Genomic DNA, 20,892 nt, shown 5'->3' on the forward strand with positions numbered 1-20,892 from the left:
CCCCGGGGCGCCCGTGAGCGCCGCGACGGCCGCCAGCCTCGTGACAGTGCCGTTGGACCCCGCCCTGGCGACGGCGGCTTCCGGTCTGTTCCTGCAGTCTCTGCCGCTTACAGTCAGCGCCTGCCGTCAGACGCTTGTTTCCTCGAGGCTGTTACAGGCGGCTACGGAGGGTGCGTCGACGGCCCAGCAGGAGGGCGAGGCCGATCATGCCGAGGCCGAGGACCAAGTGGAGCCAGTTGTCGGCGGCGTTGAAAGGTACGAAGTTGGCCTCGGTGCCGTGTCCGACGACCAGTCCGTAGATCCACAGCACCAGGTAGATGGCGCCGCCACCGAGCAGGTACGTGTACGCGCCCGGTGCGGTGCGGGCCATGAGCAGGCCGGCGATGCCGAAAGCAAGGTGGACGAGGTTGTGCAGAACAGAAGTCTGGAAGATGCCGAGCAGCATTGCTTCCGATTCATGGGAGGCGAACTCCATCGCGGAGTAGTTCGTCGTGATACCCGGGATGAAGCCCAGGATGCCGATAATGAGGAAGACCGCTCCCACCACCATGGCGGCTTGCTGGATGGAGGTGCGGGCAGCGGAACGGGCGTGTGTGGTCATGACGGCGGATCCCCTCACGATGGCGGCTATGCGCAGTCGCTTCGTGTACCCGTGTACCCCGCTGTCGGCTTGCCGACCACGATGCACGGCCTGCCCCGCCGGCTGTGGACGCCCCACTACCTGGACGCCGCCGTCATCGCTCTGTGGTCAGCGCGCGGGCCCACGGTAGGGAGCCGCCGTCGATGACCTACGGTCGCCGACCGTGGTTGCCGCTGGCTGCGGCGGTGACCGGGCGAGATTGTCGTCGGAGGTTGACGGTTTCCCAGCAGGCGCAATGTTGTGCCCCTGTCAGGGCGGGTCTCGGACCTCCCGCACACGCCGCCAGGCCGTCCCCCCGCTGCAGCCAGCCTGTTCGGCGGGAACGTCCGCCAGCTCACACTCAACCGAGCTGGCGTTCAGGGCGACCACGAACCCCGACCACGAGGCCGACCACGCCTCCAGCCCCACCACGCCCAGCCCGACCACGGCTGGTCGTGCAGGCGGCGGCGTGTCCGCGATGACAGTGAATTTGAACAGTGGATCTGATTCTGGGGGTGGACACCACCGACTTTCCCGACGACCAGGTGCAGACGCAGCACGTCTGGAGCGCCGCCAGGGCCGCCTTGCCGCGCCTCGTCCGCCGAAGGCGGCTGTACGCCGCCGACCGGCTCGACGACGACCACCACCCGTCGGACACCATGGGCAGTAGGCAAGGTCGCCGAGATGATCGGTGTCAAGTCGGGGACCATCGATCCACTGGTGTGTCGGTCTGCCGATCCGCCTGCGGTCTTCGGCGAGGGTTTCCATGACGGGAGGGGCAGCGTGGTGGACGGTGTGGGAGATGCGGGGCTGTGGTCGTCGGCGGCCGAGCAGGGCTTCTGGCGGCACGTCGTCGGGCAGCTGGGCACGGCCCTGATCGTGGTGGACCCCGCCGGACGGATCCTCGCGGTCAACCCGGCCGCCGAGCGGCTGCTGGGCCGTGCCGCCGCGGCGATGCGCGGGGAGGACGCACACGACCTGCTGCACCGGGACGCGGACGGCGGCAGGATCCCACGGGAGCACTGCCCGCTGCTGCGGGCCCTGGCCGAGAGGCTCGAGGCGCGAGGGGAGGGCGACAGCTTTCTGCGCGGTGACGGTGGCCTGATCGCGATCTCATGGTCCGCTTCTCCCCTGACGGACGACGGCTCCTTCATGGGCATGGCCGTGCTGTTGACCGACGCCGCCGGCGACCGCAGCGCACGACGGGAGCGTGCGGCCTATACGCGTGCTCTGGAGGACCTCACCGAGCGGCTGACGCTGGTCGCGGAGATCACCGACGTGCTCGGTCAGACGCTGGAGACCGATGAGGCTCTCGCCCGGCTGGGCCGCCTGCTGGTTCCCCGCCTCGCCGACTGGGCGGCGGTTGACCTCCGGGTCGGTTCCGGACAGGTCCACCGTGTGGCGGCGACGGGTCCCGAGGGCCGGGACGCCGCTCAGGAGGACTGGCGCGAGCGCCTTCCCGAGGCAGGCGAGGCGGCCCGCTCACCTCTGGTACAGGTACTGCACGGCGGTGATCCCGTCCTGCAGCGCGAGGCGGACGTGGCCGCACCGACCGCCTCTGCCCTGGCCGCTGTCCACAGCGGCTTCCTGCGGGCGGTGGGTGCGACGTCCACCATCACGGTGCCGCTGGGCTCCAGGCGTCGGGTCACCGGCGCCCTGACGCTGGTGCGCACCGACCCGGCGTACCCCTTCGACACCGACGACCTGAAAGTGGTGGGCGACATCGGCCGCCGGGTCGGCCTGGTCATCGACAACGCCCGCCGGTTCGGCCGCCAGCGGGCCGTCGCCGAGGCCATGCAGCGCAACCTGCTCGCCCCGCTGCCCCAGCCCGGCCGCCTGCGGCTGGCCGCCCGCTACCAGCCCGCCCCGGCCGGCTCGCAGGTCGGCGGCGACTGGTACGACGCGTTCGAGCTGAAGAACGGCACGATTGCGCTGGTCATCGGCGACGTCGTGGGCCACGACCTGACCGCGGCGGCCGGGATGGCGCAACTGCACGGCATCCTGCGGTCTCTGGCCTGGGACCACACCGGACCGCCCGGCGCCGTCGTCGACCGCCTCGACGACGCCATGCCCGCCATCACCACCGTCCCCATGGCCACCCTCGTCCTCGCCCTGCTCGACGGCAGCCCGCACACCGGCCCGTGGACGCTGCGGTGGACCAGCGCCGGGCATCCGCCGCCCCTCCTGCTGGACCAGGACGGACAGGCGCGGTACCTCGAAGCCGGGCAGGGACTCCTCCTCGGCGCCGGTCCGGGCACCGGCGGCAGCCGGCCGAACGCGGCGCTGCCCCTGCCGCCGGGTTCCACCCTGCTGCTCTACACCGACGGCCTGATCGAGATTCCCGGCAGCGACCTCGACACCGGCCTCGCCCGTCTGCGCCACCACGCCCTCGCGCTCGCCCACGAACCGCTGGACACGCTCTGCGACCAGCTGCTCGCGCGCATGCCGCCCGGCAGCACCGACGACGTGGCCATCCTCGCCCTGCGGCTGCCGACGCTGTGAGGCCGTGACGGCGTTGGCGCGGGACGTGGGCTCAGGTCTCGGGAACCAGGACGCGGAACGGGCCGAGCAGGGCCGTCCGAGGTGTGTCGCCTTCGATGTACCGCCACGCTTAGGACCGCAGTGCCTCGACGGTCCTGTGGTCGGAACGGTTCACCAGCGTGACGCCGAGCGCGGCACCGGGCAGGTCGCAGGGCCGCGCAGGAGCTGGGGTACCAGGTGGGCGTTCTTCTTCCCCCCTCCCTCGCCGACGCCCCGGTCAAGGCGCACGCCGTGGTGGCGGTTCCCGGTTCCATGGCCGCCTACCCGCACAGTCTTATGGATTGTTGCGCGAGCTCGACCGGCGGGGTGCGACCTCATCGTCGCTTCGTTGCCCGGTGGAGGAGGGGCTGGGACTGGCTATCGCCAACCGGCTGAGCAACGCCGCGGGCCCGGCCCAGCATCGACGCCGTTCGATGATCCTGCCAGAGCCCACCGAATGCGCGCCGACCCCGATTGCGCACGGTCGTGCCCCCGCAACGCTGAACACCCCGCGTCACGAAACCGCGTGTGCAGATACCTCAAGGCCGCGGGCGGTGACCAGGCGGGCCGTTCGGTCGGCAAGCCGGTACGACAGTCCCACCACGGCGGCCTGTCCGGCTTCGACCGCCTGCGCCAGGACGCGGGAGCGGTCCAGCAGCAGGCCGACTGTGCCGGATGTGCTCGGCGATGAGATCGGCGTCCTCGGTTCACCCGGCGGCGCGGGCGGCCAGCACGCTGAGGGTCACCCGCTCGATCACGTCCCGCACGTAATCGCGCATTCGGCCTATGGCTCGGCTTCCGGCGGCGGGCCGCTGGCGATGACCGGCCGGCGTACGGCCTCGGCGTCGAACTGCACCTCAGCAGCATCGCGAGATGGGTTAACCACAGTCACACCAGGAGGACGATGACGCCCGCCATCGTCCCGTAGGTCTTGTCGTACTGAGGCGAAGTCGGCGACGTAGACGCGACACCAGGCGATCGTGACGGTGCCGCCATGGGAGGGGCACGGCAAGGGCTCCGAGTTCGTAGTGGCCAGGGCCGACAGCGTTCCGGGGCCGAAGAACGGACGGGCGAGCGGCGGACCACCGCGGGGCCTATCTGCGTGTCGCGGCCAGGTTGTGTCGCTCATGGGCTGCCTCTCACGACGGCTGTTACGGATTGTGGTCCGTTCGCCAGTGCCCGAGGTGCGGCCCGTCTTGGGTCGGGCAACAGTGGATGCAGCACCGGTGTGCTGCCGGCCTCGCTGTCCACCGAAAGGAAGTCACGAGATGTCGGAACGCAATACCGTCATGCGCAGCCTGCACGACTTGGGGCTGGCTGCATGGTTCGGCGGCGCTTTGATGGGCGCAGTGGGCCTCAACGGCGCGGCACGAGCTGAAGGCGGAACGCAGGCGGTCACCGCGCGGATCGCCAGCTCCGGTTGGGCGAAGTGGGCGCCGGTGAACGCCGCGGCCATCGGCACCCATCTCGTCGGCAGCAGTGGCCTGCTCGCGGCGAACGCCGCACGGGTTGCCACCCAGCAGGGAGTGGCCGCCTCCACCGTCGCAAAGACAGTTCTGACCGGAGCCGCACTGGCGGCCACCGCCTACAGCCGGGTGCTGGGCAAGAAGATCGAGCTGGCGTCCTCCAGTGACCCGGAAGACACCGAAAAGGCCCAGGAGCACCCCGTCGACACGGACAAGGCGCAGCGGCAGCTCGCCTTCCTGCAGTGGACAATCCCGGCGCTGACAGGCGGAATGCTCGTCCTGAACGCGCTGCACGGAGAACAGCAGCGCCCCGAGGAACAGGCCCGGGGGATGTGGCAGCGGGCCATGAGCAGAACGCCGCACATGCCCTCCATGCCGCATGCGCCGTCCATGCCGGACTGGCGCTGGATGCAGCACTGACTACCCCGGTTCTCTTCGCCGGCGGCCGCCCATGAGGACAGAAGGCCAAGAAGGGGTGCTCACCGAAGGTAGTGAGAAACCCCAAGCCGCGAGAGCAGGCCGAGGGTGCGTGTGTGCGGCGGAATTCCAAGCGACCGGGCACTTCCGGCGCCTATCGCCGAAGAGTCAGTGCCTACTCCACGGCCGCAGGGCCGCCGGCCGCAAGCACGGCGTGCCCTCCCGCACCAGGGCCGCAGCACAGCGTTGATAGCGAGCTCGCGGACGACGCTGCCCGCTTCGCCGTGGAGTAGGCAGCCTCCGAGCCGCCTGAGTGACCCGCCCCGGCACCTGTTCGCGGCGGGCAGCAACTCGGTACTGAGGACGAACAACACCAGCAGCCCGCAGAGCTCAAAGCCCATGCGGCGAGTGCCCCATCCATACGGTGACTCGGCATGCGCCGTGTCCGGCCGTTGGGAAGGTCACACGGGCAGACCAGGGTGGGCCGCCGCGGTGTGGTGCGGCCGGCTCGCTGCCGGCACCTTGCCGAGCGGCAGGTGCAGGACCTGGGTGAGTTCTGTCAATTCGTCCCGGGTGGGTTGGAGGGGGCCTGCCGCTCCATCTTCGGTGCATGCCTTGATGCGCGGGGCGCGGGGCGCGGGGCGCGGATGCCGGTGGCGTAGGCGATCGCCTCGAACCACGTCGCCGACGATCCGCAGATCCATCAGCCCCGGAACGAGCGCGTACTGCGGGCGTTGGTGACCAGCTCGCTGACCACCAGCTGGGTCAGGTCCGTGGCGCGCTGGGAGACGGGCGGGCCGTGCTCGGCATGCACACGGTTGAGAAAGTCGGCGGCCAGATGGCGCGCCCGGGCGAGGCAGGTGCCGTCGCCGTCAAGGGCCACCGTGGCCTGTATGGCCTGATCGCCCGGCGCGGCGCTGTCCTCACCCACAGGGACTGCTTCCACGCCGACCGCCTTCTCTTACCCCGTTCACACCCCCCCGCGCGTACCCGCGCATGCGCGCTGCACGCTTTTCACCCTGCTGTGGGCCTCCCCGCATGAGGGAATCACCCGTACCGTGCGGATCAGCACTCCAGGCTAAGGTCTCAGTGTGCCGGTATCACCGATTTGGCTGAGGGACGAATGACGGATACCGAACGAGCTGAGCCCCATCAGCAGCCCGCCGGGTTGTCGATCGTGTCCAACACCACGGACGGCATCTGTGTGCTGACTCTGGCGGGAGAGATCGACCACCACACCGGGGTCGAGCTCCGGCAAGCCCTGGACGTTCCCGACGGTGTCCGCCCTCGCATCGTGGTCGACCTCGGTCGGGTCACCTTCATGGATTCCAGCGGCATCAACATCTTCATCGCCGCCCACCACGCTACGAGTGAGGCAGGCGGCTGGCTGCGGCTGGCCGCGCCCACCGCATCAGTGATGCGCACCCTGCAGATCGTCGGCGTCGACACCGTCATCGACTGCCGCGAAACGCTTACCCGCGCCCTCAGCAACTGACCTTTGGCCATCCATACCGCCCATTGGCCCCATGCCCGTCGCGTACGGACCATCGGGGGAGCCGAGCGGAGGACGCGGGCGGTGGCTGCCATCCTTGGTGTCCACCTGCTCGGCGGCGAACGCAGGAACTCGCCGACCAGCTCCCGGCACCCTTCGCACGGCTACTCCGCGAGCCGCTGCCGGCGACCCGACCGCTCAGCGGGCACCAATTCGTCGAAGCGGTCGCCATGTCATCAAGGGTGCAACTCCCGAAGCCGCCCGCGGGGACGCCGGTACCGTCCTCAGCACCCTCACCGATGCCGCGGCGAGGATGTGCTGGACCGCGCGCCCTGTGCAGCCTGGACGGGCGGGATGCCGGATTGGGACAGTTGTCGCCGACTCGCCTCGGGTCCTTCCGACCGTTGCCGAAAGGGCTGCCGGTAGCGGCCGGACTCAGCAGGGCGCGGCCTCATGGCGACGAAAGTCCGGCCCGGGGCACGGCAGGTGCAGCTCCGTGCACCTGCACGCCGACGACCACGGGCTGTGGCGGCTCGTGCCCGGCCAGCTCCGGGCGGCATGAGCAGACGCTCCATACCGAGTAATCGTCGGATCCCCCCTTCTCAGGTGTCGCCACCGGAGTCCATGGCGTAGGTGCTCTGTCTTTCGCTTGGGCCGCCGACCGGGGCCGACTCCTTCGCAGCGGTTGCGGTGCGCGGGGACGCCGGCCCAGCGCAAGGTGCGCATGAAGGGCACGGAGCCGCCCAGGTAGAGGTCGATGTCTGCCGCCCCACCTCACCAAGTTCGTACGTTTGTTTGGGTGCAGGCGGTGGGGCTACTCGCACCTGAAAACCTGCGTCGCAGTGCGGGACAGCGCCGACGGGACCACGCAGAGACAAGATGGCAAGGGGTTGGCCGTGATGACCGTGGCGACACAGCAGGGCGGCGGGGGCGGTTCCAGCGGCCTCTACGACGTTCTGGAACTCATTCTCGACCGCGGGCTGGTGATCGACGCGTACATACGGGTTTCGCTCATCGGGATAGAGATACTCAAGATCGACATACGGATCGTGGTCGCCAGCGTCGACACCTACCTGCGCTTCGCCGAGGCGTGCAACCGCCTCGACCTGGAAGCGGGACCGCGCAGGCCGGCCGGGCTGACGGAGCTCACCGGACAGCTCACGGACTCCGGCGCCCGCGGCAAGACCAAGGGAGCCCTGTCCGGCGCCGCGGAGACGGTCTCCGACGCCTTCCAGCAGGAACGTGGCGAGGGCCGGGAACGTCAGAGCGACCGGGCCGCGCGCAGGCGAGAGGAATGAGAGATGAGCACCTACGTCTACGGGATCATCCGCGCCTCACACACTCCTCTCCGCCAGGACCTGGACGGCATCGGAGACCCCTCGCGGCGGGTACGCGTGTTGCGCCAGGGCGAACTGGGATGCCGTGCCGACCGTTGTCGGCACGGGATCCGGCGGCGGCACCCTGCCACTCTTCAGGTAGAACTTCATGTTTACCCGCGTGGCGTTGTTGTCCCTGACGTGACGCGGATGAGCATGTGCGGACCCATCCTTCTTCGCGTATGAGGCGATGTGATGCCCGACCGCGCTGACCGTGTCCGCCCTGAGGGCGTTGCACCAGAGGGGATCTTGCGGCGACGGCCGCCGGAGCGGTGGCTGTTCAGCGGCATCTACGGGCTGGTGCTGGCCAGCGCCATGGTGGCCGCGCTGGACCCGGCGGGCGAGGAGGCCGATCCTGGTCCCGATGCGCTGTGGGTACTGCTCACCGCGCTGGCATCGAGTGCAGCCCATGGGTACGCGCACGTCATCGCCCAGCGTGCGTCCGTCGACGGACCGGCCACCGCGAGCAGACTGCGGTCGGTGCTCGCCGAGTGGCCACTGGTCGCCGCCGTGCTGCCCACGGTGGGGATACTGCTTGCCGCGGTAGCCGGGTGGTGGGCAGAGGCCATGGCTGTAGATGCGGCCCTGCTGTTCAACACCGTCGCCTTGTTCGGCTTGGGTGCTTCCGCCGCCCGCACCGCTGGGCACGGATGGCCGTCCTCGTGCCGGGCAGGGGGCCTCGATATGCTGATCGGCCTAATGATCATTAGTGCGAATGCTCTGATCCATTAGCCAGGCCGTCGGGTGCCACGTCGGCGAGATGGGCCGGGATTTCTTACTCTCTGGCGCCCTTCCTGTCCCGTCGCTGCCGACGTCGAGAACCTGCGTCGCTTCCTCTTCAGCCGGGACCGCAGATCGGTCGGGGCACGATGAGGACGCTCGAAAGGGCCACGAGCGCCACATGCCGTCAGCTGGCGCGGAGGTGGCGTCCGTTCTGGGGTCCTGGCTCAAGTGTTGTGGTGCCTGCGCGCTGAGTAATGAGGTGGGGAGGACGGTCCCGGCTGGAGAGGCTCAAAGGCATGAGTGGACCGGTGTCGGTGATCGAGTTGGCGGCGGCCGTCCCTCCCGGGCGATCCAGCGCCTCCGCGACCTTCTGGTTCGCTCCTCGACACGGTTTGAGGAGAAGCGGGTCGGCGAATCCGACCTGCACGTTCGCGCGGAGAGCCTCGGCATCTCCGACACCGGGGCGTCGACGGACGGCGGCCCGCCCTGGTCTCCGTCATGGGGCCCTCGGCGACGTGTCCGATCTTCGACGCCGAGCATGCCGACGAAGCCGATCGGGTCGGTCCAGCACTGGAACGGGTGCGCCGCACACACCTCAATTCACGCTTGCCGGACAGGCCCTGGGCTGCCCGGGCACAGCCGGCCTCAACGGCGGCGATGCCCGGGCGGGGGGACTGAGGCGCGGTGGAACTGTCGCCAGGTGTTTATTGGACGTCGTCAGTACGCCCCGAACGACCAGAAGACACCCACTTCGTCATCCGTTACCGCGATCAGGCCCAGGTCCTCGAAGAAGTCGAGGCCGTTGAGGTACTCGGAGGTGAGGAAACGATGTGATTGAGTGCCCTGGAGACCCGCTGCGAGGAAGTCCGGGGCCGGGTCAGAAGTGGCGGTCGTCGCGTTGGTCCAGTAGCGCGCGGTGGGCCCGTACCGGTCAGTAGGATTCGGGCATCCGCCAGCGCGGCATCCCGGTCTGGGCGGGAGCGGACAGGTGCGGGTTCAGACTGCCATTCCTTCGCCATGATGGCGAGCGCGGCGACTGCTGCCTCCGCATCCAGGGGGTACAGGAGGCCAGGCAGCTCTGATGAGTCCGGGGGATCGAAGGGGTACGCAGGCATCGTGCGGCGGGCGGCATTGGTGCGGTCCCAATCCAGGCGGACCCAACCCCGGGGGTCGGAAACCGATCGGTGCATCACAGCGCGGACGTCGTGGGCCCAGTCTTTGTGCCGCCGGGGGCCGGTAGCCGCGAAGGTGTACGTGTCGTCGAGCAGCCGCAGCGCCGCCGCGTTCCAGGGACAGCGCCGTTAACGGAACTCCAGCAGCAGAGTGCTGACTTGACGAGCAAAGGTGTCCTTCGGCTCGCAGGGGATGCGCCGGAGCTGGTCGAGGGCCCAGTGGATGAGCTCGCCCCCTCCTTCCCCTGCAAGACGGACCGGCCCCTGAGGGAGCGGGAGGTCCGTTCCGTCCGATAGTGCCTCCAGGTGCGCATCGAGCAAGTCGAGGGCGGTCCGGTCGGCAGTCAGGGGCATCTCGCAACCTTGGGTCGTCTCTTTCGGACCATGCCCGACCCGGGGGTGATCGGCGGGGCTCTCGCTGCGGTGACCGATGCGGAACCAGCGACGATCCTATCCGTCAGCCGGCCAAAGAAAACACGGTCCTTCGGCCGGTGGTTGGGTAATCGGGCTCTGCCTGTCTGAGGTGGGGGCGAGCGAGTCCGCCGCCGATGAGCAGCATGCGTAGCCGGTAGTGGTCGCGGGCGCGAAAGCCGCGGGCGATGCGGCGGTGAGGTCAGTCGAACACCGACCAGCAGATGTCGTTGCGCAACCTTTGGTCATCGAGTACGAGCTCACGGATTGCCCTCGGGAGCTGATCACGCTGCCACTGGCACTCGAGTCGCCCTGCGGCCTCGCGGCTGCCTTCCGGCGCCGCTGCACGTGCAGCCTTGATCGCGTAGGCGGCCGCGCCGAGCTCGTGCGCGGCGACGTGGGCCACCGCCCCGGCTTGGCCGGCGGCGTACGCAGCATGCCGTGCTGCCCCACGCAAGTCTCTGGCTGCCCCCATCGCATGGCCACCCGCCGCGCGAGCCTGCATCATCTTGACCTCACCACGTACCCAGGCCCGCGCATGCTCGATTGCCCGGCGCGGTCGCGGGTCCCCAGGCTGGGCCGACTCGAAGAGGTGAAGTACGTGCTCTGCACACGAGGCAGCCCATAGAGCAAGGAGCCGGTGATTTTCATCAGTGAGAGTCCCACCACGGCGGATCGTCACGAAGCGAGGGTCACGGACCTTTGGAAGGATCATGACTTGCGTTCCCTCCTGAGCGCATGGGCGCGACTCCCTGCGGTATGCCCTGCCGACCGGTCAGCCGTCTGGCGCAGGGAGTGATCCAGAGTGCTCATCAGCCGGGCGACGTGATTACTGCCGCCTGTCAGGGGTGGGTAGCGGCGAAGCACGTCGATGAGCACCGGTGCCGCACGCCGCCGCGACCGTTCCAGCAGGGCATCCGCAACCGCGGGGTCGCCGCCCGCCTCTATCTCGCCGATGCGTGCGGCGTTCGCGGAGGCTCGCAGGATGTGGCCGACCTGGCTGGCCTGTGCGATGGGATGCAGGTATGCAGCAGACGCGGCGTCACCGGCGGATCGCGCGGCCAGTCGCGCGGCTTCGGAGGGCGCGGACCGAGCGGCTCGATGCGCCTCGAGGGAAGTGACGCGCTGCCACTTCGACCTGTTGGCACCCTTGATGAACGCCCAGGCCGCGTCGATCGCTGCACGGGGACGCGGATCATCGGGAACATCCCGCTCAAAGACCGACAAGACGTCCTCTGCGTGCCACACCGCGTAACGCGCCACGACGCGCAGCTCGTCCATCGTGAGGTCGAAGTCTCCGGGCACGGTGTGCCTGCTCTTTGCCATGTTGCTGAATTGTATTCTTGAATGCTCGGTGGAGACTTTGCGGCTGGTTTTCCGCTCACGTGCGTGGAAACCCTCAATCGGAGGTCACATGCGACCCGTGGACCTGGCTCGTCGGCACGGCCTCTCCACGCAGGCGGTTCGCAACTACGAGGACGCCGGCATCATCCCGCCTGCCCACCGCAGCCCGACGGGATACCGGGACTACACCGCCACTCATGCCGCCGGCCTCACGGCCTACCTGGCGCTCGTCCCTGCCTTCGGCCACTCGACGAGCCGGCGCATCATGCATGCCGTCACCAGCGGCCGGCTGGACGAGGCCCTGGAGCACATTGACGCTGGACACGCGCTCCTGGCTCGTGACCGCAACACGCTACTAACCGTCGAAGCGGCGCATTCTCATCTCGCAGCCGCAACCCCAGATGCAGCGGTCGGTCATCGGGCGCCGTACAGCATCGGTGAACTCGCCCGCCACCTCGGGCTCAACCCGGCCACCCTGCGAGCCTGGGAACGCGCTGGGCTCCTCACCCCACAGCGTGACGCGCGCACCGGGCACCGCCAGTATCTCGCGCTGGACGTGCGCGACGCGGAGCTGGCGCACCTGCTGCGCCGAGGAGGCCAGGCCCTGGGCACCATCGCCACCGTCCTCGGACAACTCCGCGGGGCCGGCAGCCTCAAAGGGCTCGCCGGGGCACTGGAAGAGTGGCGGCGCGACCTCAGGGGTCGCGGAACGGCCCAGCTGTACGCCGCTGGTCAGCTCTCCATCTACCTGGAAGCGCTGGACCGATCCGCGAGCTGAGCCCCGACCTACGACCCCCTGACGGCCCTCAGCGGTGGACACAGAAGCACAGTGATCCATCTCGACTGACACTTGATCCCGGCGATCTCCGGGCGTCGATGTGCAGCGATCCGGTGCTGAAAGACGCTCCACCACACGCCGACCGGCGGACAGCTCACCCCGCCCGGAACGAGAGTGGGTGGAGCCCGTTACGACAACGGCCGCTACCTGGACGCCTGGTACAACCGCCTGCGGGACGCGTACGTCTCGACACCATGACCAACCTCGGCGTGCACGCCGACCTGCCGCCGCAGGCATTTCTGGCTGCGATGGAGGCTGCAAGGAGCACGACCCTCAGCTGGCGATCATGGTGGTACGGGGAGTTCGTGCAGTCCGAATGTGCCGGTCTCCAGGTTGATTCTGGCTGCCGTCATCGTCGTCATGGGGTTCTCCGTCCTTGGCTCGACGTGGGCGGTCCAGGGACGCGCCGGTCCTGGACTCGTTGTGAGGGTTTAGCGGTAGGTGCGCAGGTGTTGCTGTTCGCCGGTGAAGTGGGCATGGTCGTTGAACGTGAGCAGGTTGGTGCCGGAAGCGCCGGAGACCAACGTGGTGATGGAGGCGTTGACCGTGACGCGGTTGAGGGCGATGAGGCCGGCCGGTGGGATGGAGAGCAGGGTGCCGCAGAGCCCGGCGAGGACTCCGCCCGACGTGACAACGACCGCGTCGCGGCCCTTTCCGAGGGTTGCGGACAACTCGGTCAGGGCAGTGGCGGCGTTATTGCTGAAGGCGGCCCATCCTGTGGCCGTTTCGTCGGTGTCCTCCATCCAAGAGCGCAGGGCGCGGTCGAGGACGTCTTGGACGGCACGGGAGTCCGCAGCCGTGCGGGGCAGCCCCGGATCCGGGTAGCGGCGCAGCACTGCCACGTGGTCGAACTCGTTCCAGCGTGGGTCTTCGCACAGTGGCTCGGTGAAACCGGCGGCGTCCGCGAGGAGGCGGGCCGTGTCGCGCTGGCGGGTGAGGGAGCCGGAGATGATGTGCGGGTCGCGCAATTCACGGCGGGCGAGTTCCCGGCCCACGGCCCGGGCCTGTTCGCGGCCGAGGTCCGACAAGACGTCGTAGTCGTGTGCGCCGAAGGAGGCTTGGCCGTGGCGCACGAGACAGATCAGTGGCATGAATGTTCCTGGTTCTCGATGTGCCGGGTTGTCAACGGCCGGCGCGCCGGATGGCCGAACGGCAGCGTCGCCCAAAGTAGGTGACGGCGAGCCACAGATGCCGGGAGGCCGGGTTGCGGGTCTGCTTGTGGTGGTAGCGGTAGTAGATCTGCTGGGCGATCACGGCCAGGCGGAACAGGCCGAAGACCTCGTAGAAGGACCTCTTGTTCGCCATATTCCATCTCCGGGCCATCGGGATCGCCGGTGGACGCTCGGACCGCCGAGGACATCGCGCGTGCGCCACGCGAATCGATGTCTGTTGCGGTGCCATCCCGGCAGGGAGCCGGCCGAGCGGACCCAAGATCTGGGCCATCATCCGCCCTGGTCGTCGGAACTTCACGTACCTGGCGGATGGCTTCACCGTGGCTGTCTCTTCTCTCACCTCACCACGCACAGGACCGCCTGAGCTGAGGGCGCCCGTGGTGGGCGCGGGCATGACGGTGAGACCGGCGAGTCGCCTGCGGCGAGTTCGAGACGTGCCAGGTAGGACCTGATCTCGGTCGACCAGGTGGCCGATGTCCACCCGGTCACGCGCGGAGTCCGGGTGGACGTCGGAGACGGGCTGTCAGTGGCTGGCCGCCGTCGTCCGGCGTGTGGCCGGGGACGCGTCGCCTCCGGTGGCGGCGCTGAGTATCTGAAGGATCTCCTCGACGCTCTCCTTGGCGTCGCCGAAGAGCATGCCGCTGTTCTCGCGGAAGAAGAGCGGGTTCTGCACGCCCGCGTAGCCGGAGGCCATGGAGCGCTTGAAGACGATGACCTGCTCGGCTTCCCAGACCCGCAGCACCGGCATGCCGGCGATCGGGCTGCCCGGGTCGTCGGTGGCGGCGGGGTTGACGGTGTCGTTGGCTCCGATGACCAGGACGACCGAGGTGTCGGTGAAGTCGTCGTTGATCTCGTCCATTTCCAGGACGATGTCGTAGGGCACCTTCGCCTCGGCCAGCAGCACGTTCATGTGCCCGGGCAGGCGGCCGGCGACGGGGTGGACGCCGAAGCGGACCTCGACGCCCCGCTCGCGCAGCCGCCGTGTCAGCTCCGCGACGGGGTGCTGGGCCTGGGCGACGGCCATGCCGTATCCGGGGGTGATGATCACCGAGCGGGCACGGGCCAGCATCTCGGCCGCCTCCGCGGCGCGTACCTCGCGATGCTCGCCCTGCTCCTCCGCGGCGCCCGACGGTGCCTCGATGCCGAAACCGCCCGCGATGACGGAGAGGAACGACCGGTTCATGGCCTTGCACATGATGTACGACAGGTAGGCGCCGGAGGAGCCCACGAGCGCGCCGGTGACGATGAGCAGGTTGTTGTCGAGCAGGAAGCCGGCCGCGGCTGCCGCCCAGCCGGAGTAGCTGTTCAGCATGGAGACGACGACCGGCATGTCGCCGCCGCCGATCGAGGCGACCAGGTGCCAGCCGAGCGCCAGCGCCAGCGCGGTCACCGCGATCATCAGAGGCAGGCTCGGGCTGATGGTGAACCACACGGTCAGCGCGACGAAGGCGACGAGTGCGCCGACGTTGAGGGCGTTCTTGCCGGGCAGCATCAGTGGACGGGACTTGATCCGCGCGGAGAGCTTGAGGAAGGCGACGATCGAGCCGGAGAAGGTGACCGCGCCGATGAAGATGCCGATGAACACCTCGGCGTGGTGGATGCCCAGCAGGTCGGCACCGACCACGGTCTGCGCCGTGCCGTGGGCCTCCACCTCCAGGTAGCTGTTCCAGCCCACCAGCACCGCGGCGAGGCCGACGAAGCTGTGCAGGACGGCGATCAGTTCGGGCATCTGCGTCATCTCTACGCGGCGGGCCCGCCACAGGCCCATCGCCGCGCCGAGCACCATCGCCAGCACGATCAGCGCGACCGCTCCGGCTGTGATGCTCTGCGCCGCCACGACGACGGTGGCGACCAGGGCCAGGGCCATGCCGGCGATGCCGTAGACGACGCCGGCCCGGGAGGTGCGGTGCTGGGACAGGCCGGCCAGGCTGAGGATGAACAGCAGGGCGGCGACCAGGTCGGCAGCGTGTGAAGCCGTCAGGGAGGTCATCTCGGCTCAGCCTTTCGAGAACATGGACAGCATGCGGCGGGTGACGGCGAAACCTCCGAAGATGTTGACGCTCGTCAGCAGGATCGCCATGAAGGACAGCGTGGTGACCAGTCGGCTCTCGTGTCCGATCTGCAGCAGGGCGCCGATCACGACGATCCCGGAGATCGCGTTGGTCACCGACATCAGCGGCGTGTGCAGCGCATGGTGCACCTTGCCGATGACGTAGTAGCCGATCACCACCGCCAGCGCGAAGACGGTGAAGTTGCCCGCGAGTTGGGCGGGGGCGAAGGCCACCACCAGGAACATGGCGAGCATCCCGAGCCCGATCAGGCCGTAGCGCCACGCAGGCGCCGGCCTCGACTGCTTCAGACCGGGCGCCTCGGGTGCGGCCGCGGCGGGCTGCGCGGCGGGCGCGGCCGAGACGGCGACGGGCGGCGGCGGCCAGGTGACGTCGCCGTCGCGCACCACGGTCACCGCCCGCTGCACGACGTCGTCGAAGTCGATCGTCAGCTGCCCGTCCTTGCCGGGAGTGAGCAGCTTCAGCAGGTTCACCAGATTGGTGCCGAACAACTGCGAGGCCTGGGCCGGGAGCCGGGAGGCCAGGTCGGTGTAGCCGATGATGGTGACGCCGTTGTCGGTCACCACCGTCCGCCCCGGCACGGTGCCCTCGACGTTGCCGCCCATCGCGGCGGCCATGTCGACGATGACGCTGCCCGGCTTCATGACGGCCACGTCCGCGGCCGTCAGCAGGCGCGGCGCCGGCCGGCCGGGGATCAGCGCGGTGGTGATCACGATGTCCACGTCCCCGGCCTGCTCACGGTAGAGCTCGGCGGCGGTGCGGTCGTAATCGGCGGAGGTCGCCTTGGCATAGCCGTCGGTGCTCGCCTCCTGAGCGACCTTCACCGGCAGGTACTCGCCGCCCAGCGACTTCACCTGGTCCGCGACCTCCGGCCGTGGGTCGGTGGCGCGGACGATCGCGCCGAGGCTGGAAGCGGCGCCGATCGCCGCGAGACCGGCCACACCCGCACCGGCCACCAGCACCTTCGCCGGCGGAACCTTGCCCGCCGCGGTGACCTGGCCGGTGAAGAACCGTCCGAAGGCGTGCGCGGCCTCGATGACCGCGCGGTAGCCTGCGATGTTCGCCATCGAGGACAGCACGTCCATCGACTGCGCCCGCGAGATACGCGGTACGGCGTCCAGCGCCAGGGCGGTGACGTCGGCGTCGGCGAGCGTCTGGAGCAGTTCGGGCTTCTGCGCCGGGCTCAGCAGGGCGACCACGGTGGCGCCCTTGCGCAACCGGCGGATCTCGGCGTCGGAGGGGGCGTTCACCTTGAGGACGACATCCGCGTCCCAGGCCTCGCCGATCCCTGCTCCCGCTTCGGCGTACGCCTGGTCGCTGAAGCCGGAGGCCTCGCCGGCCCCGGACTCGACGACGACCTTGTAGCCGAGACCCAGCAGCAGTCTCACCGTCGCCGGGGTCGCCGCGACCCGCGTCTCCCCGGAGACAGACTCGGCCACCACGCCGATGCGCCGGGGAGGATGCTGTGAGGGTTCTTGAGCAGACATGTCCTGTATCTCTCATCAGAGGATGGTGCGCAAGGGAAACCCGCGCTCGGGGCGGGTGGGGACGTCCTCCCCCCGTGATCGCTGGAACCTACCCGCCAGACTGGTACGGGCCAACGCGAACGGACGGTGACGTGCTTCACCTTGCGCTACCGACCGGAAGACATCGGAGAACGTGGGATCGCACCAGCCGGCCTCGCGCAGTTGAGACCGTTCCGCCCTGGCGTGGCAAGCGCCTGACGGTCTGTCAGTCGGCTGGGGGGAGGCCGCAACGCACGTGGCGTGTGAGGGGCGGGCGGTTCATCGGGCGCGGCCACGCGATGAACCCCCGCGTGGGGCGTCCAGCGCGGCCCCACGGTGGAAGGTGCCTCTGTCGGGCGGTTCGGTTGCCACTCACGCATCAGTACGGCGTCGAGGCGTCACAGCCGCCGCCGCACTGCTGACGGCGGCCGGTGTTCCTCGGATGCTGCTGAACTGTGACCACCGACACACCACTCTCATACCTACTGGTCGGTACGCTGCGCTAGTCGCACGTGATCGGAGGCATTGTGTCCACCATGAATCGCCAGATCCGTTTGGCCGCCCGCCCAGTGGGCGAGGTGAAGCCCGAAGACTGGGACATCACCTCCGAGCCCGTCGGGGAGCCCGGCCCCGGCCATTTCCTGGGCCGCACTCGCGTCGTCTCCCTGGACCCGGCGATGCGGGGCTGGCTGGACGACCGCCCCTCCTACCTGCCCCCCGTCGCTCTCGGCGAGGTGATGCGCGCCGGCTCGGTCATCGAGGTCATCGCCTCCAACCACCCCGAATACCAGCCGGGCGACCACGTGGTCGGCGCCTTCGGCGTCCAGGAGTACGTGATCTCCGACGGGAGGGGCGCCATGAAGATCGACACCTCCCTCGCCCCGCCCTCCACCTACCTCGGCGCACTGGGCATGCCCGGCATGACCGCCTACTTCGGCCTGCTCGACGTCGGAGCACTGCGCGACGGTGAGACCGTCGTGGTGTCGGGAGCGGCCGGAGCTGTCGGCACCATCGTGGGACAGATCGCCAAGGTCAAGGGATGCCGGGTCATCGGCATTGCCGGAGGACCGGAGAAGTGCGCTCTGCTCACCGACGAACTGGGCTTCGACGCGGCGATCGACTACCGCGCCGAGGACGTAAGGAAAGCGCTGCGCCGACATGCTCCCGACGGCATCGACGTCTACTTCGACAACGTCGGAGGAGAGATCCTGGACGCCGCGCTGACCCGGCTGGCGATGCATGCGCGTGTCGTGGTCTGTGGTGCGATCAGCCAGTACAACAACGCCACACCGGTCAAGGGCCCTTCCAACTACCTTTCTCTGCTGGTGAACCGCGCCCGTATGGAAGGCCTCGTCGTGTTCGACTACGCCAAGCGCTACCCGCAGGCCGGCCAGGACATCGCCGCCTGGATCGGCACCGGACAGCTCAAGGTCAAGGAGCACGTGGTCAGCGGGACTGTCGACGACTTCCCCGAGACGTTGCAGATGCTCTTCCGCGGAGAGAACGTCGGCAAGCTCGTCCTGGAACTGGCATGACCGCGGCGAAGGGCCCCGTCCCGGACGCGTGCCCACCGACCGGAGGCAGGCTCCTCGAAAGCCATCCTGCCGTGCGGGCCGCCGACGGGAGTCAGCTGGCATGACCTCGATGCCTCCTCTACGGAAGCTTCTGGTCGCCAACCGCGGAGAGGCCGCCTGCCGGATTTTCAGAGCGGCCCGGGCCATGGGGATCGCGACCGTAGGCGTGCGTTCGGCCGATGACGGGGCATCCCCGCACGTGCGGCGCTGCGACGAACTCCAGGTGCTGGCGGATACCGGACCCGCCGCCTACCTGGAGGTCAGCGCCATGGTGGAGGCCGCCGTCGCCTCGGGAGCGGACGCGCTGCATCCGGGGTACGGCTTCCTGTCCGAGAGCCCGGAGCTGGCCCGGGCCTGCCAGGACGCCGGCGTCCTGATGGTCGGCCCCACAGTCGAGACCTTGACCGGTGGGTCAACAGCACGCGTCGGCCCGGTATCGACACCTGGTGATCCTTGGGGGCGAGATCCGCCCAGCGTGCAGCCGACCACGAACGGCACCGCCATGAGCGGCACGGGTGACCAACGTCGGTCATCGGTGCCGCTCTGCCGACTACACCCCAACGCTTGGACGGCTCAGTCAGGTGATGAGGACACCGTCCACGGTCGGTCAACCTCTTGGTGCACGCTGGGAAGTTACCGCCTGCTGGGAGGATCGTTTGACTGACGCCCTGCAGAGCCGTCCCGTTGGAGCACTGGACCGTGCCTGACGGGAGTGAAGTCGTGCCCTCCGGTGCGCAGCCCGAAGAGACAGCCCGCTGCGTGTACGGCTGGCCGGCACGCCCTGGTTCGATGATTCAGTTCCCGTTAGGGCTCGCTCCTCGTCGGGCCCTCTCAGACGCAGTCTCGAGTACCCGCACAGTAGATGTCGGCGTGACTAAGACGGTCCGGGGCAGGCCTCCGGCCGTCAGCCGCGGAAACGTTGAGCCGTGCCTCCCGACAAGGGAAGTGCCTCGGCCTGGCCGAGGGCGCCTTGGCGTTACATGTTCTGGCAGGCCCTGGTCCTGAACTCCGCCATGGAGACGGTGATTGCGGAATCGTCGCCGTTGTCCGAGACGCTGTTGTAGCGGACCTTTCCGGGGGTGAGCCTGTCCCGGTCGGCCAGGGTGAAGGAGACGCTGCTCGATGACCACGAGTTGTCTTTGGTCCAGCCGTACAGCGCGTATGTGGTCTTGGTGGTGAGCGGAGCGAGAGATTCGGTCGCGGTCCAGCCAGCAGCAGGAGAATCGAGAGTCCAGGTGGCGAGACCGGGCGTGAGGGGACGGTCGGCGGTCCACGAACCGACCGTCACCGTCTTGTCCACGTCGGCGCTGTCCACGTAGAGGGTCGCGCCCTCGATCTGATGTCCGCAGACCATCATGACGCCGAGCAGATGGCCGTCGCCGGTCACGGAGATGCCGGCGACGGCATCGATGGGAACCGTGCATCCTGAGGTTGCGGCCAGGGCCACGCCGACCACGACGGCACCGACGTAGCGGCGGAACACCGGCCGTGAAGCGGTCGACCACATGATTACCCCCCTGCCGGGCGCACGCACATAAGCCTCACCCCCGGATGGCAGGGGGCGAACGGCGAGAACGCGGCCACTGTTGATCACCGGTGGGCAGAAGATCAGGCGGCGGCCGCAGGCCACAGCATAGATCCCGCCCACTGGCAGGACGGGTTGGAGGTCCTGATGGGCCGCATAGCGGGACGGTTCAACCGAGTGGAACCACGGCGGCGCGGAAGTTCGTGCTCGGGCTTTGTCGGACCTGCCACGCGTGGATTGCTGGACGCTGGCCGAGCACGTCGGCGATGCGCCCCGTACGGCCTGCAGCATCTGCTGTCGATGGCGTAGTGGGATGCCGATGGGCGCGCTGGGAGCACGCAAGGTCGGCTACTTCCTCGCGGTTGCCTGCGATCACCAGATCGCCACCCGGGCGGCCAGTGCGGGCCGCACTGGCCAAGAAGCTGCCGAAACGGGCCTGGCAGAAGCTATCCGCAGGCGCCGGCGCCAAGGGGCACCGCTTCTACGACTGGGCCCTGGCCGACGTTGCCGACGACCAGCCCGGTCACCGCCATTTGCTCGTCCGCCGCAACCGCAGCAGCGGCGAAGTCGCCTTCTAGATGATCTATTCCAAGGGGTCAGTGATCGTAGGCGGTCAGTGAGCGGGGGGTCGGTTGTCCGGTCTGGTCGTTGTGCCAGATGGCGGCGGTC

The 20,892-nt window shown here is 68.9% G+C and carries 17 protein-coding genes and 3 pseudogenes; 10 read left to right on the top strand and 10 right to left on the bottom strand.

Annotated elements, in window-relative coordinates:
* Positions 1-151: 151 nt before the first annotated feature.
* Positions 152-601: a DUF4383 domain-containing protein gene (locus ACIHAR_RS07990; protein WP_400017841.1), complete on the bottom strand. Its 450-nt coding sequence runs from the start codon at positions 599-601 to the stop codon at positions 152-154.
* Between the two features lie 804 nt (positions 602-1,405).
* Here ACIHAR_RS07990 and ACIHAR_RS07995 point away from each other — a divergent pair.
* Positions 1,406-3,121 (top strand): SpoIIE family protein phosphatase, encoded by a 1,716-nt coding sequence (locus tag ACIHAR_RS07995; protein WP_400017844.1) that lies wholly within the window; start codon positions 1,406-1,408, stop codon positions 3,119-3,121.
* Between the two features lie 195 nt (positions 3,122-3,316).
* Positions 3,317-3,552 (top strand): annotated as a pseudogene (locus ACIHAR_RS08000) (Sua5 family C-terminal domain-containing protein); the annotation flags it as partial.
* A 101-nt stretch (positions 3,553-3,653) separates the two neighbouring features.
* On the opposite strand, the pseudogene ACIHAR_RS08005 reads toward ACIHAR_RS08000, so the two are convergent.
* Positions 3,654-3,909: pseudogene (locus ACIHAR_RS08005) on the bottom strand (carbonic anhydrase); the annotation flags it as partial.
* A 498-nt stretch (positions 3,910-4,407) separates the two neighbouring features.
* On the opposite strand from ACIHAR_RS08005, the gene ACIHAR_RS08010 reads away from it, so the two are divergent.
* Entirely contained in the window at positions 4,408-5,025 is a 618-nt protein-coding gene (locus ACIHAR_RS08010; RefSeq protein WP_365452901.1) for a hypothetical protein, read from the top strand.
* Positions 5,026-5,725: 700 nt separating this feature from the next.
* Here the strand turns inward: ACIHAR_RS08010 and ACIHAR_RS08015 are convergent.
* Positions 5,726-5,968 (bottom strand): hypothetical protein, encoded by a 243-nt coding sequence (locus tag ACIHAR_RS08015; RefSeq protein WP_400017847.1) that lies wholly within the window; start codon positions 5,966-5,968, stop codon positions 5,726-5,728.
* Positions 5,969-6,199: 231 nt separating this feature from the next.
* Here ACIHAR_RS08015 and ACIHAR_RS08020 point away from each other — a divergent pair, with 231 nt between their 5' ends.
* The 3 genes from ACIHAR_RS08020 to ACIHAR_RS08030 all read left to right on the top strand — a co-directional run bounded on the left by ACIHAR_RS08020 (position 6,200) and on the right by ACIHAR_RS08030 (position 8,622).
* Positions 6,200-6,517 carry an STAS domain-containing protein gene (locus ACIHAR_RS08020; protein ID WP_400017849.1) on the top strand — a complete coding sequence of 106 codons (318 nt, stop codon included), beginning with the start codon at positions 6,200-6,202 and terminating at the stop codon, positions 6,515-6,517.
* 896 nt (positions 6,518-7,413) lie between these two features.
* On the top strand, positions 7,414-7,812 hold the full coding sequence (locus tag ACIHAR_RS08025) for a gas vesicle structural protein GvpA (protein WP_365452895.1): 399 nt from the start codon (positions 7,414-7,416) through the stop codon (positions 7,810-7,812).
* Between the two features lie 273 nt (positions 7,813-8,085).
* Positions 8,086-8,622, top strand: a complete 537-nt coding sequence (locus ACIHAR_RS08030; RefSeq protein WP_365452892.1) for a hypothetical protein — start codon at positions 8,086-8,088, stop codon at positions 8,620-8,622.
* A gap of 1,776 nt (positions 8,623-10,398) precedes the next feature.
* Here ACIHAR_RS08030 and ACIHAR_RS08035 read toward each other — a convergent pair.
* Both ACIHAR_RS08035 and ACIHAR_RS08040 read right to left on the bottom strand, forming a co-directional pair.
* On the bottom strand, positions 10,399-10,911 hold the full coding sequence (locus tag ACIHAR_RS08035) for a putative immunity protein (RefSeq protein ID WP_400017852.1): 513 nt from the start codon (positions 10,909-10,911) through the stop codon (positions 10,399-10,401).
* Positions 10,908-11,522 carry a putative immunity protein gene (locus tag ACIHAR_RS08040; protein WP_400017854.1) on the bottom strand — a complete coding sequence of 205 codons (615 nt, stop codon included), beginning with the start codon at positions 11,520-11,522 and terminating at the stop codon, positions 10,908-10,910. The genes ACIHAR_RS08035 and ACIHAR_RS08040 overlap by 4 nt, the downstream gene beginning before the upstream one ends.
* A gap of 88 nt (positions 11,523-11,610) precedes the next feature.
* On the opposite strand from ACIHAR_RS08040, the gene ACIHAR_RS08045 reads away from it, so the two are divergent.
* Positions 11,611-12,318, top strand: a complete 708-nt coding sequence (locus ACIHAR_RS08045; RefSeq protein WP_400017856.1) for a MerR family DNA-binding transcriptional regulator — start codon at positions 11,611-11,613, stop codon at positions 12,316-12,318.
* Positions 12,319-12,809: 491 nt separating this feature from the next.
* On the opposite strand, the gene ACIHAR_RS08050 is transcribed toward ACIHAR_RS08045, so the two are convergent.
* The 4 genes from ACIHAR_RS08050 to ACIHAR_RS08065 all read right to left on the bottom strand — a co-directional run bounded on the left by ACIHAR_RS08050 (position 12,810) and on the right by ACIHAR_RS08065 (position 17,106).
* On the bottom strand, positions 12,810-13,469 hold the full coding sequence (locus tag ACIHAR_RS08050; RefSeq protein WP_400017858.1) for a histidine phosphatase family protein: 660 nt from the start codon (positions 13,467-13,469) through the stop codon (positions 12,810-12,812).
* 31 nt (positions 13,470-13,500) lie between these two features.
* Positions 13,501-13,683 (bottom strand): hypothetical protein, encoded by a 183-nt coding sequence (locus ACIHAR_RS08055; RefSeq protein ID WP_400017860.1) that lies wholly within the window; start codon positions 13,681-13,683, stop codon positions 13,501-13,503.
* Positions 13,684-14,073: 390 nt separating this feature from the next.
* A complete protein-coding gene (gene pntB, locus ACIHAR_RS08060; RefSeq protein WP_400017863.1) occupies positions 14,074-15,540 on the bottom strand; it encodes a Re/Si-specific NAD(P)(+) transhydrogenase subunit beta in 1,467 nt (488 codons plus the stop codon).
* 6 nt (positions 15,541-15,546) lie between these two features.
* Complete coding sequence (locus tag ACIHAR_RS08065) at positions 15,547-17,106, bottom strand: Re/Si-specific NAD(P)(+) transhydrogenase subunit alpha (protein WP_400017865.1); 1,560 nt, start codon at positions 17,104-17,106, stop codon at positions 15,547-15,549.
* Positions 17,107-17,660: 554 nt separating this feature from the next.
* On the opposite strand from ACIHAR_RS08065, the gene ACIHAR_RS08070 reads away from it, so the two are divergent.
* Both ACIHAR_RS08070 and ACIHAR_RS08075 read left to right on the top strand, forming a co-directional pair.
* Complete coding sequence (locus tag ACIHAR_RS08070) at positions 17,661-18,659, top strand: NADP-dependent oxidoreductase (RefSeq protein ID WP_365452866.1); 999 nt, start codon at positions 17,661-17,663, stop codon at positions 18,657-18,659.
* 100 nt (positions 18,660-18,759) lie between these two features.
* Complete coding sequence (locus ACIHAR_RS08075) at positions 18,760-19,362, top strand: biotin carboxylase N-terminal domain-containing protein (protein WP_400017868.1); 603 nt, start codon at positions 18,760-18,762, stop codon at positions 19,360-19,362.
* Positions 19,363-19,674: 312 nt separating this feature from the next.
* Here ACIHAR_RS08075 and ACIHAR_RS08080 read toward each other — a convergent pair whose 3' ends face one another.
* On the bottom strand, positions 19,675-20,346 hold the full coding sequence (locus tag ACIHAR_RS08080; RefSeq protein ID WP_400017870.1) for a hypothetical protein: 672 nt from the start codon (positions 20,344-20,346) through the stop codon (positions 19,675-19,677).
* A gap of 202 nt (positions 20,347-20,548) precedes the next feature.
* Here ACIHAR_RS08080 and ACIHAR_RS08085 point away from each other — a divergent pair.
* Positions 20,549-20,798 (top strand): annotated as a pseudogene (locus tag ACIHAR_RS08085) (IS701 family transposase); the annotation flags it as partial.
* Positions 20,799-20,892: the final 94 nt, after the last annotated feature.

It is taken from the genome of Streptomyces sp. NPDC052016, assembly GCF_044548445.1.
Taxonomy (GTDB): domain Bacteria; phylum Actinomycetota; class Actinomycetes; order Streptomycetales; family Streptomycetaceae; genus Streptomyces.